General features: G+C 74.9%; 10 protein-coding genes. 4 read left to right on the top strand and 6 right to left on the bottom strand.

Annotated features, from left to right (window positions below; all coding sequences use genetic code 11):
- Positions 1-280: 280 nt before the first annotated feature.
- The 5 genes from BMY19_RS13015 to BMY19_RS13035 form a co-directional block, all read right to left on the bottom strand.
- On the bottom strand, positions 281-859 hold the full coding sequence (locus BMY19_RS13015; RefSeq protein WP_020092337.1) for an ABC-type transport auxiliary lipoprotein family protein: 579 nt from the start codon (positions 857-859) through the stop codon (positions 281-283).
- Positions 860-980: 121 nt separating this feature from the next.
- On the bottom strand, positions 981-2,063 hold the full coding sequence (locus tag BMY19_RS13020; RefSeq protein ID WP_020092338.1) for an MlaD family protein: 1,083 nt from the start codon (positions 2,061-2,063) through the stop codon (positions 981-983).
- Positions 2,064-2,233: 170 nt separating this feature from the next.
- Positions 2,234-3,043, bottom strand: a complete 810-nt coding sequence (locus BMY19_RS13025) for an ABC transporter ATP-binding protein (RefSeq protein ID WP_056532693.1) — start codon at positions 3,041-3,043, stop codon at positions 2,234-2,236.
- 10 nt (positions 3,044-3,053) lie between these two features.
- Positions 3,054-4,208 carry an ABC transporter permease gene (locus BMY19_RS13030; RefSeq protein WP_100251978.1) on the bottom strand — a complete coding sequence of 385 codons (1,155 nt, stop codon included), beginning with the start codon at positions 4,206-4,208 and terminating at the stop codon, positions 3,054-3,056.
- Between the two features lie 48 nt (positions 4,209-4,256).
- Positions 4,257-5,432, bottom strand: coding sequence for an MFS transporter (locus tag BMY19_RS13035; protein WP_100251979.1), 1,176 nt, complete (start codon positions 5,430-5,432; stop codon positions 4,257-4,259).
- Between the two features lie 145 nt (positions 5,433-5,577).
- On the opposite strand from BMY19_RS13035, the gene BMY19_RS13040 reads away from it, so the two are divergent.
- Positions 5,578-6,876, top strand: coding sequence for a hypothetical protein (locus tag BMY19_RS13040; RefSeq protein ID WP_100251980.1), 1,299 nt, complete (start codon positions 5,578-5,580; stop codon positions 6,874-6,876).
- A 103-nt stretch (positions 6,877-6,979) separates the two neighbouring features.
- Complete coding sequence (locus BMY19_RS13045) at positions 6,980-7,420, top strand: DUF1489 family protein (RefSeq protein ID WP_091925910.1); 441 nt, start codon at positions 6,980-6,982, stop codon at positions 7,418-7,420.
- A 71-nt stretch (positions 7,421-7,491) separates the two neighbouring features.
- On the opposite strand, the gene BMY19_RS13050 is transcribed toward BMY19_RS13045, so the two are convergent.
- Positions 7,492-14,829, bottom strand: a complete 7,338-nt coding sequence (locus BMY19_RS13050) for an apolipoprotein A-IV repeat region-like domain-containing protein (protein WP_100251981.1) — start codon at positions 14,827-14,829, stop codon at positions 7,492-7,494.
- Between the two features lie 288 nt (positions 14,830-15,117).
- Here BMY19_RS13050 and BMY19_RS13055 point away from each other — a divergent pair, with 288 nt between their 5' ends.
- Positions 15,118-15,438 carry an Hpt domain-containing protein gene (locus BMY19_RS13055; RefSeq protein WP_100251982.1) on the top strand — a complete coding sequence of 107 codons (321 nt, stop codon included), beginning with the start codon at positions 15,118-15,120 and terminating at the stop codon, positions 15,436-15,438.
- Between the two features lie 133 nt (positions 15,439-15,571).
- Positions 15,572-15,892: a 2Fe-2S iron-sulfur cluster-binding protein gene (locus tag BMY19_RS13060; RefSeq protein WP_020092346.1), complete on the top strand. Its 321-nt coding sequence runs from the start codon at positions 15,572-15,574 to the stop codon at positions 15,890-15,892.
- The last annotated feature ends 16 nt before the right edge of the window (positions 15,893-15,908 follow it).

Consider the following 15,908-nt stretch of genomic DNA (forward strand, 5'->3'; position numbering starts at 1 on the left):
CACCTTCAGTTGAGAACAGAGTCTGCATCGCGGCAGCCGTATGACCGCGATTGCTGCGAACCGCAACCGCGCCCCGTCCACGCACGCCGCCGCGGCGCCGCGGAACACGGATTGATCGGCAGGAAATCCCGCGCGCCCACGATGGACCGTCGGGCCCGTCCCATCACCCGTGGCGCCTGTCGGGCCGTGGAGCGGATCCGCACGGCTGGCATTCGGAGGACGTTCCGTCGCGAGCGCCCCGCCCCGGCGGGGGCGTCGGCGCGGCCCGGCCGCGGGGCCGTCAGCGCCCGCTGTTCACCCAGCGCACCACGTCGGCCAGCACGATGCTCAGCGCCTGATCGAGGGCGCGGGCGCCGCTGCCGGCATCGATCTTGGACACCGGCACGCGGGCCGTGAAGATCCGCGCCGCCGCCACCCTGCCGGTGCCGTCGGCCACGAGCTTCAGCGACAGGTCGACCACCGCCTCGCCGGTCCCGGACTGCACGTCGAAGGCGCGGATCTCGCTGATCAGCTGGTAGTCGGCCACGACCTTGTCGCCGGGCCGGCTCACCGAGCGGAGCCGCCCGGAATTCTCCAGGCTCTGGATGAGCCGCGTCTGGATCAGGCGCGGCAGCCGGTCGGCCCACTGGCCGCCGCCCAGGAACGACAGGGCGCCGCCGTTCTCGCGGACGATGATCCGGTCGGCCTCGAAGGGCTGGATGCTCACCGGCTCCGAGACCGCGATCGAGCGGCCGGCCGCGATCGGCCGCCCCGCGGCCGGCAGCGCCGCGAGGTCGAAGGTGAGGGGCGCCGCGCCGCCGCAGCCGCCCAGGAGGGCGGCGAGCAGCGCGGCGGCGGCGATGTGGGACGAGCGGACCATACGCATGACCTGAAGGACCCCGCCGGCGAACGGCGGAGCTGTATAAGCTATGCGGTTAAAACTAATCCGCTGCGGCATCCGTGCCGTGCGCCGGGACACATCCGCCCGGCGACGCGGCATTTCACCGGCCACCGTTGTATTCAGGCAACGAAGGCTTGCCGCCGAAGATCACCTGGCTCGGGTCGCGCTCCAGGCTGCGCACCGTGCGGTTGAGGGTGCTCAGCGTCCGCTGCCCGTCGCCCGACAGGGCCTCGACCTCCCGGCGGCCGGTGCCGCTCAGCCGGCCGAAATTGGCCGAGATGCTGGCGGTGCGCTTGTCGAGGTTCTCCGACATGGTCCGGAACGCCTTGCCGGCGTCGCGCACCGAGATCGCCGCCGCGCGGATCTCCGTGAAGGTGCTGGAGCCCTCCTGGCCGGAGGCTGAGCCCAGGAAGCTCTGGGCGCCGTTCAGCACCGCGTCGATCTTGTCGGCCGAGGCGCTGAGCTTGCCGGCGAGCAGCCGGGCGTCGTGCAGGCCGGCCTCGATATCGGGGCTGGCCTTGGACAGGGCGGCCGAGAAGCGGTCGGCGTTGTCGATCACCCGGCCGAGCTTGGCCCCGTCCACGGCCTTCACCAGCGCCGAGATGTTCGGGCCGGCATCGGCCAGCGTCTTCGAGAAGGTCTCGACGTTGGTCAGCGACCGGTTGATCGCCCCCTCGTTGGCGGAGACCAGCCGGTCGAGGCGGGCCAGCATGTCGTCGGCCCGCTGCGCCACCTGGCGCGCCAGCGCCATCATGTCCTGCATGTCGGAGGAATCGGCGAAGATCGTCGGCGGCTCGCCGTTGGCCATCGGGGTCAGCACCGGCGCGTCGGCGTTGCCGCCCGACAGGGAGATCACCGAGACGCCGGTGAGCATCGCCGAGTCGAGGCGGGCGCGGGTGTCGGCCCGGAGCGGGGTCGCGGGATCGACCTTGATCGTGGCGAGCACCCGGCGGGGATCCTGCGGGGCGAGGCGGATGTCGGTGACCTCGCCGACCTTGATGCCGTTGAAGTTCACGCTCGAGCCGCGCGACAAGCCCCCGACCGAGCCGGAGAAGACGATGCGGACGAGCTGGCTGACCTGCCGCGAGGAGCCGCCGGAGAGCCACAGCACGGTGCCGAAGCCCGCCAGGATGACGGCGATCGTGAAGGCCCCGATCAGGGCGTAGTTCGCGCGGGTTTCCATGCGCTCAACCTGCGGTTCTGGCCGGCGGAGATCCGGCCGGGCCTGGAGCCCCGGCTCCCGGAGGGGAGCAGGGCGGGATCTGGGTGGGACGGCGGCGATCGGGCATCGGGTCAGGCACGGGATCAGGCACGGGATCAGGCACGGGATCAGGCACGGGATCAGGCACGGGATCAGGCATGGGCCGAGGCGCCCCCCGTCGCGATGGTCCGGGCGCGCTTGCCGTGGAAGTACGAGCGCAGCCAGGGATGGTCGCTCGCCAGCATCTCGTCGATCGTGCCGGCGGCGATGATCTGGCCGTCGCCGAGCGCCGCGATGCGGTCGCAGGCGGTGTAGAGGCTGTCGAGGTCGTGGGTGACCATGAAGACCGTCAGGCCCAAAGTCTCCTTCAGGGTCGAGACGAGGTCGTCGAACTCGCCCGCGCCGATCGGGTCGAGGCCCGAGGTCGGCTCGTCGAGGAACAGGATCTCGGGATCGAGCGCCAGGGAGCGGGCGAGCGCCGCGCGCTTGATCATGCCGCCCGACAATTCCGAGGGCAGCTTGTCGGCGGCGTCGGGCTTCAGGCCGACCATCTCGATCTTGAGCCGGGCGAACTCGTCGAGCAGGCGCTCGGACAGGTTCAGGTGCTCGCGCATCGGCACCTGGATGTTCTGCTTGACGGTGAGAGCCGAGAACAGGGCGCCCTGCTGGAACAGCACGCCCCAGCGCTGCTCCATCCGGCGCCGCTCCGCGTAGGTGAGCTCGTCGACGTCGCGGCCGAACACCTCGATGGTCCCGGCCCGCTTCGGGTTGAGGCCCAGGATCGTCCGGGTGAGCACCGACTTGCCCTGGCCCGAGGGCCCGACGAAGCCCAGGATCTCGCCGGCGCGGATGTCGAGGCTCAGGCCTTTCAGGATGTTGCGGTCGCGGAAGCCGACCACGAGGTCGCGCACGCGGATGATCGGGGCGGGGCCATTCGGCGAGGCGGTCATCGGGGCATTCATCGCGGCGGCCTCAGAAATCGATCGCGGCGAAGAACACCGCGAACAGGCCGTCGAGGACGATGACCATGAAGATGGACTTCACCACCGACGCGGTGACGTGACGGCCGAGCGATTCCGCGGAGCCCTCGACCGCGAAGCCCTCGATCGTGGCGATCACCCCGATCGTCAGCGCCATGAACGGCGCCTTGATCAGGCCCACCATGACGTGGTGGACGCCCACCGCCGCCTGGAGCCGGACGAGGAACTGGTCGAGGGTCAGGCCGCCGTAGAGCATCGCGGTCAGGCCGCCGCCCGCGAGCGCCGCGAGGTCGCCGATCAGCGTCAGCATCGGCAGGCCGATCATCAGCGCGAGCACCCGGGGCACGATCAGGATCTCGACGGGGTCGAGGCCCATGACCCGGAGCGCGTCGACCTCCTCGCGCATGCGCATGGAGCCGATCTCGGCGGTGATCGCCGAGCCGGAGCGGCCGGCGACCATGATCGAGGTGAGCAGCACGCCCATCTCGCGCAGGATCAGGAGGCCGATCAGGTTGACCACGAAGGTCTGGGCGCCGAAGCGCTGGAGCTGGAAGATGCCCTGCTGGGCGACGATGCCGCCCACGAGGAACGAGATCAGCACGATGATCGGCGTGCCGTTGAGCGCCACCTGCTGGATCTGGTTGATCAGGGCGTTGCCGCGGAACGTGCCGGGTCGCAGGGCGACGCGCCCGCAGGCGGCGATCAGCTCGCCCAGGAACGCGAGGGCGGTGACGAACTCGCGGCCGCCCTGCACGGTCCGGCGCCCGGTGGCGTCGAGCAGGCCGACGACCGGGCCGTGCCGCCGCGGCGGCGGCGCGTCCGGCTCGCGCAGCCGGACCTCGCCCAGCAGGGTGCGGTGCTCCGGGCGGGCGCCGAGATAGGTGAGGGCGCTGCCCGCCTGCTCGATCTCGGCGCGGGTCCGCTCCAGGACCCAGGCGCCGAGCGTGTCGAGGCGCTCGATCCCCGACAGGTCGACCGCCACCGGCCCGGCGCGGCCGGCCGCCGCGATGCGCGCGGCCGCGGCCTCGACGGTCGGGGCCTGGTCGGCGGTCCAGCGGCCGTCGAGCGCCAGGCGGCCGTCGGCCGACCGGTCCCGCAGCGCGGCGCCGGCCAAGGAGCCGGGAACAGTGCCCTCGCTCAGCAACACCCATACTCCTCGATCGAGGCACCACCCTGCCCGGCGGTTATGACGACATTACGGTTGACGATCCGTCTCCAACCTCACCCCCCGCGCGCGGCGGGACGCCAGGGCGAGGCCCAGGCCGGCGGCGGCGAGCGGCGCCATCAGCAGGAAGGCGAGGGGGCCGCCGGCCCGGTAGGCGACGCCGCTCCCCAGGGTCGCGACCACCGAGATCCCGGCATTGACCGCGCTGAGCGTGCCCTGCGCCCGGCCCCGCGCGCCGTCGGGGGCGTAGGCTGAAACGGCCGCCATGGCGCCGAGCTGGGTCGCCCCGAAGGTCAGGCCGTGGAGGCACTGGAGCGGCACCAGCGCCGCGAGGTGGTCGCCGAGGAGGTACATGCCGATCGCCCGCAGGATCGCCGCGACGGCCCCGGCGCCGAGGAGCCGCACCGGGCCGCGCCAGGCGGCGGGCAGGGCGGGGAGGCCGGCGAACAGGGCGATCTCGGCCAGGACGCCGATCGCCCAGAGCGCGCCGACCCAGGTCGGCGGGATGCCCTGGCCGGTCCAGTAGATGCTGCCGAAGCCGTAGATCGCCCCGTGGCTCGCCTGGATCGCGGCCGCCGCGCCGATGCACAGCCAGAGCCGCCGCGGCAGCCGCGTCCGGCCGTCGCCCGCCGCCGACGGCGGCAGGGCCGCCACCGCGCGGCTGCGCCACGCCACCAGACCCGCGCCGAGGGCGAGGCCGGTCAGGAGCAGCGGCACGGCGAGCCGGCCGCCGAGCGCCGTCAGCAGCAGCCCGCCCGCGAGGTTCGCCAGCAGGAACGCGATGGAGCCCGCCATCCGGATCCGCGCGTAGGTCAGGCGGGCGTCTTGGCGCACGGCCGCGAGCGTCAGGTAGTCGATGCAGGGCACGAGCGGCGCGCCGGCGACCGCGTTGAGCACGATCAGCCCGGCCAGCAGCGGCCACCCGATCCCGGCCGCGGCGGGCATCAGCGCGTAGGACAGGCTCAGGGCGAGGCTGCCGAGCAGGATCAGCCGCCGGGGCCCGAGGCCGCGGTCGAGGAGGCTCATCAGCGGCGCCGTGGCGGCGATCCGCGTGGCGATCGGCAGGGCGAGGAGGAGACCGATCACCCGGGCATCGAGCCCCAGGGCGTCGAGCCACAGGGGCATGAACGGCATCGCGATGCCGATCTCGGTGAACACCACGGCGTAGAGCAGCGACAGGCGCGCCGGGCCGGACGGGCGGGGCAAGGCGGGTCTCGACGAGCGGGGTGAGGAGGGAGGCGGGACCGGGAAGGCGTCCGTAAGCGCCCGTTAAAGGCCCTCTGTCAAATTCGCCGCGATTGGCGCGCATCGGGGCCGCCGCCGCGCCCGCATTCAGCGTCCAGAGAGGCCCATGTTCGGTTCCGTCAACCCGAGCGCGCACGCTTCGGCCGAGTACGAGGCGATCGAGGCGACGATCAGCGCCAGCGAGCGCGGCCGCTGGTTCCTTGCCGAGTACGCCCGGCGCAACCGGGGCGCCGAGACCGAGGTGCTGCTCGGGGCGATCGCGCGGCTGGAGCGGAGCGTCACCGCCGACCGCGGGCAGGAGGCCTTCGGGCACCTGCGCGGCAATCTCCTCGACATGGCCGACGCGATCAGCCGGACCAAGGGCGAGATCGCGGCGCTCAACACCCCGAACGGCGACGAGACCCGGCTGACGCAGGCGTCCCTCGCCCTCGACGCCATCGTGCGCGAGACCGAGCAGGCCACCTCCGACATCCTCGGCGCCGCCGAGTCGATCCAGGAGGCAGCCTGGACCCTGCGCGAGCACGGGGCCGACGCGCAGGCCTGCGACGCCCTCGACCGCCACGCGACCGCGATCTACACGGCCTGCTCCTTCCAGGACCTGACCGCGCAGCGCACTGCCCGGATCGTCTACACCCTGCGCTACCTGGAGGACCGGGTCTCCGCGATGATCGCCATCTGGGGCGAGGACGCGGTGCGGGTGCCGCCCCACCGGGGCGCGCGGCCGGCCGGCGAGCCGGCCGATCTGAACCAGAGCGACATCGACCGCTACATCGCCATGGACGTGCCGGCCGTCACGGTGGCGGCCCTCGTGGCCCGCCCCGGCAGCCCGGCGCTGCACGAGGATCTGGTGTTCCTGCCGGTCCAGGCGGAGGCCCGGGCGCCGGAGGCCGAGCCGGAGACAGAGGTCGCGGCCGAAGCGCCGGCCGCGCCGGAGCCGGTGGCGGAGGCCGAGCCGGACGCCGTGTCCGAGCCGGCGGGAGCGGCCGCGCTGGCATTCGCCCCGGAGCCGGACCTCGCTGCGCCGGGGGACGGATCGGAGGCCGCACCCGCGGCCGGCTTGGAGGCCGGCTTGGAGGCCGGCTTGGAGGCCGATCTGGAAGCGGACTGGGCGGTCGATCTCGAGGCCGCCCCGGAGCCGGAGCCGGCTCCGGAGGTCGCCTCCCTTCCCGTCGCCGATCCGTCCGCCGCGGACGCGCCGGAGCCCGCCACCGCGATCGAGGAGGCGTTCGAGGCGGACGTCGAGGCGGACGTCGCGCGGGACATCGCGCGGGACGTGGCCGACCTCACCTGGGGCGAGACCGTCGCGGCGGCGCCCGAGCCGGCGATGCCGCCGGAGGAGCCGGCCCTGAGCTTCGCCGAGATCGACGCGCTGACGCCGGAGCAGCGGCTCGCGCTCTTCGCCTGACGGGTCCGGCCCGGCGCCGACGTTCCGGCGCAGTTCGACAGGCGCGCGCCGGCGCGGACCCTGCTATCAGGGGCGCCCCCGGCACCCCCGAGCACGCGCATCCGTGGCCCTGCACCTGATCAAGCTCTGCGTCGGCCCCGCCACCATCGCCGACCTCGAGGCCCGGCAGGCCCGCTTCCGCGCGGAGGCGCTCCGGGACGGACGGCAAGCGGCGCCGTTCCACGTCACCCGCACCCTGCCCAAGCGCCACCGGGAGATCACCGGTCAGGGCTCGATCTACTGGGTGATCCGCGGGACGCTGTCCTGCCGGCAGGCGATCACCGCGATCGAGCCGCTCACCGGGGAGGACGGCATCCCGCGCTGCCGGCTGGTCTTCGATCCCCGGCTCGTCCCGGTGGCGCCCCGGCCCTACCGGCCGTTCCAGGGCTGGCGCTATCTCACGGCCAGCGACGCGCCAGCCGATCTCGGGGCCGAGGCCTCGGGGGACCTCGCCGAGATGCCCGAGGCCCTGCGGCGCGAGCTGGTCGGCCTCGGCCTGCTCTGAGCGCGGGGCGGGTCTCGTCGTCCCCGGTGCGGGACCCGCCGGCGCCGCGAGCGGCCCCGGCGGGATCGGTCCTACGCCCCGTCGAAGCGCCCGCTGGCATGGGCCAGCATGGTGTAGACCTTGCCGGTCTCCGAGGTCAGGTAGGCGTCGGTGCGCTTGGCGTCGCTGTCGTTCTTGACCACGTCGCCGAGCAGGCGCTCGAACTCGCTGACGTAGCGGTCGACGCTGCGGCGGAACTCCGCATCGGTCCTGTAGCGGCGCTGGATCTCCGCGAAGGTGGCCCGGCCCTGCGGCGTGTAGATCCGCGGGTCGAACAGGTTCGGCTCGCCCCGGCGGTACCGCTCCCACAGGTCGACCGCGGTCCGGTGCTCGATCATCTTGGCGATGTCGGTCGAGATCGTGTCGAGGGCGATCCGCCCGGTCTCGGCGGCCGCCACCGCGGGGCGGCGGGCCGCCGGCGCGGGCGCCGGGGCGGCGGCCGGCGCGTCGGCCGCCGGCTCCTCGTCGTCGTCCAGCGAGGCGCGGGTCAGCAGGTCGGACAGCCAGCCGCGCTTGTCGCCGGCCTGCGCCGGGCGGGCGGTCGCGGACGGGCGCGGCGCCTCGATCTTGGCCGTGGCGGGCCGCGGCGTCGCCGCGGGCGCCGGCAGGGCCGGAGCCGCGGGGGCCGCCGTCGGCATCGCCGGTGCGACCGGGGCCGCGGCGGGCGCCGCCGCCGCGACGGCGCGGCCGCCGCTCTCCGCGACCCGGCGCTGGGGCTGCGCCTGCGGCTGGGCGACGTCGACCGAGCGGCCGGAGCGGGAGACCAGGGACGACAGCTCGTTGAGGGCCTTGATCTGGTCCGCCACCACCCGGCGCATCTCGCCGGTGGCGTCCTGCGTCTCGCGCGGCAGCTCGAGGACGCCCTTGGCGAGCTCGGCGCGGGTCGCGTCGAGTTCGCCGCGGATCGAGCCCGCCATCTCGCGCAGGGCCGAGAAGGAGTCGCCGAAACTGGCCTGGGCCTCCTGGAAGCCGCTGCGCATCTCGCGGGCCGCCTCCTCGATGACCTGCCGGACGCCCTGGGCGGCCTTCTCGCCCTCGGCGCTGGCGCTGTCCTTCAGGTCGGCGAAGGCGCTCGTCACCGAGGCCCCGGCGCCCTGGGCCGACTGGGCCAGGGACTCGCCGACGCTGCGGGCGCGCTCCTCGGCGGCGCGCAGGGTCTGCTCGATGGTCTGGGCCAGGGCGGTGCCGTTCTGCTCCAGGGCGGCGGCCCGGGCCTCGAACGCGGCCAGAGCCTCGGTCAGCTTGGTCTCGCGGCCCGACAGGGCCGAGTCCAGGCGCTCCTCGATGGCCGCCAGGGAGGCCGCGGCCCGGTCGAGGGCCGCCACGTGCGCGGCGGTCTGCTCGCCGAGGGAGCGGCCGCGGCCGTCGAGGGTCTCGGCGAGGCGCGAGGCCTCGCTGAGCGCCCCGTCGGCGGCGCCGCGCAGGGCCTCGACCTGGGCCGAGACGCCGGCGCTGGCCCGGCCGGTCTCGGCGGCGATGCGCTCCAGCGCCCCCTGGACCTGCTCGATCCGGCCGGCGAGACCCTGCTCGATCGCGCCGAGGTTGGTGTCGGCGCCGGCCACAAGGTCGGTCAGCGCCGTGTTGGCGGCCTCGATCCGCTGCAGCAGCGCGCCGAGCTCGCGGCCCATCCGGTCGTTGGTCTCGAACAGCTCCGAGAGGGTGCGGCCCGCGCCGTCCTCGACGGCGGCGCGCAGCAGCTCGGCCGAGGCCCGCGACTGCACGGCCAGCTCCTCGGTCCGCTCCCGCAGGCTCTCGGCGAGCGGCATTCCGGTCTCGGCGAGCGTCCGCTCGATCGCCTCGGCCCGGTCCGACAGGGCCCGCGACAGGTCCATCATCGGCCCGTCGATGGCGCCGCGCAGGCGCTCGACATGGCCCTCCAGGCTATCGCCGACGGCGCGGCCGCTGCCCTCGACGCTGGCGAGCAGCGCGCCGCCGCGCTCCTCGATGGCGCGCACCAGGGTCTCGGCGCTCTCGGCGAGGCGGCGGGACAGGGCCTCGCCGCGGGCGTCGACCAGGGCACCGAGCGCCGTGGCGCGGCGCTCGAACCCGGCCCCGAGGGCCTCGGTGCGGGCGTCGATCAGGCCGGCGAGCGCGGCCTCGCGGCGGCTGAGCGTCTCGGCCAGGGCCGCGTTGTGGGCCTCGACCTGCTCGGCATGGGCGCGGGCCCGCTCGTCGAGGGCGGCGACCAGGGACGCCGTGCGCTCGTCCATGAGGCCCGCGAAGGCCTCGTGGCGGTCGTCGAAGGCGGTGGCCAGGGTGTCGGCGCGCTGCGCCACCAGGGTCGCGAACAGCCGCATGCGGCTGTCGATGCGCTGCGTGAAGGCGTCGGCGCGGGCGTCGACGCCGCGGGCCAGGGCCTCGCTCTGCGCCTCGACGGCCTGCGCCAGGGCCGCGGTGCGGCCCTCGACCACGCCGTCCAGCTCCCGCAGCCGGGCATCGAAGGTCTCCACGAGGGCGCCGGTGCGGCCCTCGACGGCACCGTCGAGGGCGCGCAGGCGGGCGTCGAACACCTCCACCAGGGCGCCGGTCCGGCCCTCGGCGGCCGCCACCAGGGCCTGGCCGCGGTCCTCCAGCAGGCCCTCGATCGCGGCGCGCGCCTGCTCGAAGGTCGCCCGCAGGGTCTCGACGCGCGCGTCGACCCGCTCGGACACGTCGCGGCCGGTGCCCTCGACCAGGGCGCCGAGGCGGTTCTGCACCCGGTCGAACAGGGTCTGCAGCTCGCACGTCCGCTCCTTGAGGGTCTCGGCGAGGCGGTTCTCGCGCTCCTCGAGCAGGCCGGCGATCGCCGGGTTCACGCCCTCGATCGTGGTCTGGAGCGCCTGCGTGCGGTGCTCGATCGTGCCGGCGATCTGTCGGCCGCGGGTGTCCACGAGGCGGTCGATCTCGCCCTGCGCCCGCTCGAACAGGCCCTGGAGGTCGGACAGGCGGGTGTCCAGCAGGTCCGCCATCTGGGCGGGCGCCGCGTCGAGGGTCGTGCGCAGGCCCTCGGTCCGGGCCGCGATGGCGTCGGCGACCTCCTGGCCACGCCCGTCCACGAGGTCGCGCAGGCCGGCCTGGGCCTCCTCGAACAGGGTGTGGAGGCGCTGCGTGCGGGCGTCGAGGGTGGCGGCGAGCTGGCGCTCGCGGGTCTCCACCAGCGCCGAGACGGCGGCGGGCGCCTCCTCCAGCACCGCGCGGAGGGACTGAATGCGGGCGTCGACCGCGGCGGCGAAGCGGCCGCCGCCGCCCTCGACCACGCCGTCGAGGGCCGACTGGGCCTCCTCGAACAGGGTGCGCAGGGCCTGGGCCCGGGCGGTGAGGGTGTCGGCGAGGCGGGTGCCGCGGCCGTCGACCAGGCTCTCGAGGTGGCCCAGCCGCTCGTCGAACAGGCTGCCGAGCTGGCGGGTGCGGTCGTCCAGGGCGCCGGTGGCGGAGCCGAACGCGCCCTCCAGGGCGGCGACCATCGCCTGCCCGCGGCCGTCCAGCGCCTCGTGGATCGGGCCCATCCGGCCGTCCAGGGTGGCGGCCAGGGTGCCGGCATGGTCGTCCAGCAGGACGCGGATCTGGTTGGTGCGGTCGTCCAGCAGGGTGTGGACCGAGCGGACGCCCTCGTCGAGGAGGCCGCTGATGTCGGCCGTGCGGCTCGACAGGGTGTGGCCCAGGCGGCCCTCGCCGGCATCGAGCATCCGCTCGGCGTCCGCGATGGTCTGCTGGAGCTTGGCGAGCACGCTCTCGCCGCGCTGGTCGATGAGCTCGGCCAGCGAGGTGCCGCCGCGGTCGAGCAGGCGGGCGAGCTCGGTGATCCGGCCGCCGATCGCCCCGAACACGGCGCGGCCCTTCTCGTCGAGCTCGCCCGACATGGCGGCGATGCGCTCGTCGATCAGGCGGCCGATGAGGTCGGCGCGCTCCGCGAAGGCCGCGTGCACGGCCTCGGTGCGGGCCGCCAGCGCCGCGTCGGCGTTCTCGGTGCGCTCGTCCACCAGGCGGATCATCGAATCCGCGCGGTTCGCCAGCGCGGCCTCGAGGCCGCGGGTGGCCTCCTCGATGGTGCCGGTGAGGGCGCGGACGCGCTCAGCCATGGCGCCGTCGAGGCCGCCGGTCCGGTCGGCGATCATCGCCACGAGGTCGCGGGTCCGGCCGGCCAGCTCCTCGTCCACCGCCCGGGTGCGCGCCTCGATCAGGCGGATCGCCTCGAAGGCCTGGACGCCGAAGCTCTCGTCCACGAGGCGGGCGCGCTGGTCCAGGGTCTCGGCGATCGCCTGCAGGCGGCCGATGACGCCGGTGTCGAAATGGCCGGCGCTCTCCTCGATCCGCCGGGCGATCTCGCCCGTGTGGCGTGCGATGTCCTGGCCGAGCCCGGAGGTGCGGCCCTCCAGCATCTCCATCAGGCCGCGATGGCCCTCGGCCATGACGCGGGCCATCTCGTCGGTCCGGGCGCGCAGCGCGTCGTCCACGGCGTTCGCGCGGCTGCCGAGATGGTCGTCGATCTGGCCGACCAGCGCCGCCACGGCGGCCGCGATGGCGGCGGCCCGCTCGGCCGAGCGCGTCTCCAGGCCGCCGAGATGGGTCTCGATCAGGCTGCCGGCCTCGCGGGCCCGGGTGGCGATCGTCTCGGCGACGGCCTCGCCCTTGCCGGTGAGGAGGCGGTCCATCTCCTCCAGCCGGGCGCCGACGGTCTCGCCCAGCGCGGCGGTGTCGCGGTTGATCCGGTCGGCCAGGATGTCGCCGCGGGCGATGGTCTCCTGCAGGGCGGCGAGGCGGTTGCCCAGCGTCTCGTCGATGGCCCGGACCCGGCCGTCGGCGGTCTCGGCGAAGCTCGCGCCGGTCTGGCTGAGGGTGTCGGCGATGCGGGCGCCCTGGCTCGCCACGGCGAGCACGATGTCGCGGCCGGTGCCGCTGATCCGGGCCTGAGTCTCGTCGGCGTGGCCGGCGAGCAGTTCGGCGACGCTCCGGCCGTGCTCGCCGAAGGCCGCCTCCATCTCGCCGATCCGGGCGGCGAGGTCGGCCGAGATCGCGCGGGCGGCCTCGGCGAGGCTGCCGGTGGCGTCGCCGGTCCGGGCGGCGAGCTCGCGGTTGAGATCGTCCAGGGCGGCGCGGACCGCCGCGACGGCGTCCGTGCCGCGGGCGCCGAGCTCGGTGCCGGCCCGGTCGGCGGCGTCGCGGAACCGGGCGGTGAGGATCGCGGTCTCGGCCTCGACGGCGCCGGTGACCTCGCCGGAGGCGGTGCGCAGGGTGTCCAGCGCCGCGGCGAGCCGGGCGGCGGCGTCCCGCGTCTGCGTCTCGGCGGCTTGGCTCGCCTGATCGGCGGCGGCCCGCAGTGCGGCGGCCGCCTCCTCCGTCCGCGCCGACAGGGCGGCGGCGGAATCCGCGACCCGGCGCTCGAACACCCGCACGGCCTCGAGGGTCCGCGCCTCGACCGCGCCGGTGGCGTCCTCGGCCGTGCCGCGCAGGGCATCGGTGGCCGCCTCGGCCCCGCGCCGGAGCGCCGCGACCGCCTCGGCGGTGCGGCCGTCGATCTCGCCCGACAGGCCCTCGACGGTACCCCGCAGCGACTGGACCGCGGAGGAGGCCCCCGTCTCGAAGCCCCGGCCCAGGGCCGCGAAGGCGGCCTCGAGGTTGGCCGCGACCGTCTCGGTCCGGTGCGCGATGCTGCCGCCGGCCTGCTCGGCCGCCGCCGCGACCCGGTGCTCCAGGTCCGCGGCCCGGACCGTCACGGTCTCGTCGAGACGCGCCGCGATGCCGTCCATCCGCTCGGCGAGGGCGCCGCCGCGCTCCGACAGGGCCTCGGCGATCCGCTCGGCGGTGCCGACGAGGTCGTCGCGCACGGCGCCCGCGCGGGCCGCCAGGGTCTCGCCGGCGCCGCTGGCGGCGAGCGCCAGGGCGGCCTGGGCGTCGCGCCCGCGGCCCTCGATCGTCTCGGCGACCGACAGGCCGGCGCTCTCGATCTCGGCGCGCAGCGCGAGGCCGCGGCCGGCGATGTCCTGGGTCAGGGCCGACCCGGTCTCGGCGAAGCGGGCGGTGATCTCGGCACCCATAGCGCCGAAGCGCTCGGTCAGCTCCGAGCCGCGCGACAGGAAGACGGATTCCAGCCCCGTCACGGAGCGCTCGAAGCTCTCGCGCACCGTGCCGGCCTGGCGCTCCAGCGCGTCGCTCACGCGGCTGCCGGTCTCCTCCAGGGTCCGGGTGAGGGCGCCGGCATTCTCCGACAGGCGCTCGGCCAGGGCGGTGCCGGCGGCCTGGAAGGCGCCGGTCGCCGTGCCGGCGCGGTCCTCGAAGGTGCGGGTCAGGGTCTCGCCGACCTCCTGGAAGCTGCCGCGCACCTCCTGGCTGGTGGCCGCCAGCGTGTCGATCAGGTCGCTGCCGCGGGCGGTCATCAGGTTGACCACCCGGTCGCCGGCCTCGCCCAGGGAGGCGGTGATCGCGGCGCCGCGGGTCTCCAGCGCGCCGGTCACGCGCTCGCCCGCGCCGGTCACCGCGGAGACGATCCGGTCGGAGGCGCCCTCCAGGTCCTGGCTCAGGCTCTGGTGCGACCCGGTGATGGCGCTGCGCACCCGCTCGGCGTTGGTGACGATCGCCTCGCGCTGGGCCACCAGCTCGTCCACGAGGGAGCGGATCCGGATCTCGTTGTCCGAATAGGCCCGCTCCAGGGTGGCGATCTCGCCGCGCACCAGGGTCTCCAGCTCGCCGGCCCGGGCGAGCGCCCGCTCGACGCCGTCGCCCACCGCCGCCACCTCGCGGCGCACGGTCTGCGACATGGTCAGGACCGCGTCGGTGGAGAAGCTCTCGGGCTCGGCCAGGCGCACCGCGACCTCGCCGACCGCGCGGGCGACGAGGCGCATCTCCTGGGCGCGCACCGCCAGCATGGCGGCGATCACGAACAGCACCACCGGGCCGAACAGGGCCGCGGCGCCGACGCTCGCCTGGAGGGCCGAGAGGCCCGACAGGACGGCGCGCAGGTCGCCGTCGGACTTCGACCACGCGATCAGCACCAGGGCGCCGATCCAGACGGCGCCGGCCGCGAGGGCGAGCAGGTAGGGCTTGGGCGAGGAGCGCACCCGCAGGGTCTGCTGCAGGATGCCGATGTTGCGCCGGTCGTCGTTGGCCACGAGCGAGCGGTCGGGGGGCAGGAGGCCGCCCTCGCGGCGGGGGCGGTCCAGGCCCGGCGGCGGCAGGTCGGAGGCGAGCGGCGGGTCGAGGTCGAGGCGCGGCGGCATGGTCCGGCCGGCGTCGAGACCGCCGTCGCGCAGCGGGTCGGCGTCACCGACATCGGGCAGGCGCGGCTCGGCGCGACCGTCGGTGCCGTTCGGCGTCAGGGCGTCGAGGTTCAGCGCCTGCTCGATCGCAGAGAGCGCGGCCTCGGCCGGGTCCTTCAGCTTCTTCTCGGTCGCCATACAACGCCTCGTTACACGGGTTCACCGGCGCCTGGAGAGGCTTGAGCCGGAGACGCAACGCCCCGTTTACCATTACAAGACTAAACTCGGGCAGCGACTGCCGATACCCGAGCCCTCGACCGGCCCCAGAAAAGGTTAACCGAATGGTTACCGGGCCCGTCGCTCGCCGCCTCCACCATCCTGCCGCAGGGGAGGGGTCTGGCGCGATCCCCACCCGGCGAATCAGGGGGTGAATTGTGTGGATCAGATCCGCAATCCCCGACGAATCCGGATGCCGGGAGCCCGAACATGCAGGCCATCGACCCCGCGGAACTCGAGGCCCAGACCGGCGGCGACGCCGACGTGGCCCGTGAGGTCCTGGTGCTGTTCGCCGGCCAGTGCCGCTCGATCCTGCCGCGCCTCGCCGACCCGGCCCTGCCGCGGGCGCAGCGCGCCGACCTCGCCCACACCCTGAAGGGCTCGGCCGCGGGCGTCGGGGCGATCCACGTGCGGGCGCTCGCGGACGCCGCGGAGACGCGCCTGCGCGCCGGCGCCGGGGCGGTGCCGGTCGACGACCTCGCGGCCGCGGTCGCGCGGGCGCTGGCGGAGATCGCGGAGGCGCGCGCCTGACGGTGTCGCCCAATGCGGCGATCGATCCGGGACCGGTGTCTAATGCCGCGCTTGCATTCCGCGTTTCCAGCCGCCAAGCAGGCACGCCGCCCGTCGGACAGATTGCGCTCGACGCGAGCCCGGAGCCCCCAGCATGCCCAAGATCACCTACGTCGACCACGCCGGGACGGAACGGACCGTCGAAGGCAGCGTCGGCGCGACCGTGATGGAGACGGCTATGCGCAACAACGTCCCGGGCATCGACGCGGAGTGCGGGGGCGCCTGCGCCTGCGCCACCTGCCACGTCTACGTGGCCGACGCCTGGATCGACACGGTCGGCAAGGCGCAGGACATGGAGCAGGACATGCTGGATTTCGCCAGCGACGTCCGCGAGAATTCCCGCCTCTCCTGCCAGATCAAGATCACGCCGGCGATGGACGGCCTCGTGGTGACGACGCCGTCCCAGCAGGGCTGAGACGAAAACCGTCTTG

The sequence above is a fragment of the Methylobacterium sp. UNC300MFChir4.1 genome (assembly GCF_900110155.1).
Taxonomy (GTDB): Bacteria; Pseudomonadota; Alphaproteobacteria; order Rhizobiales; family Beijerinckiaceae; genus Methylobacterium.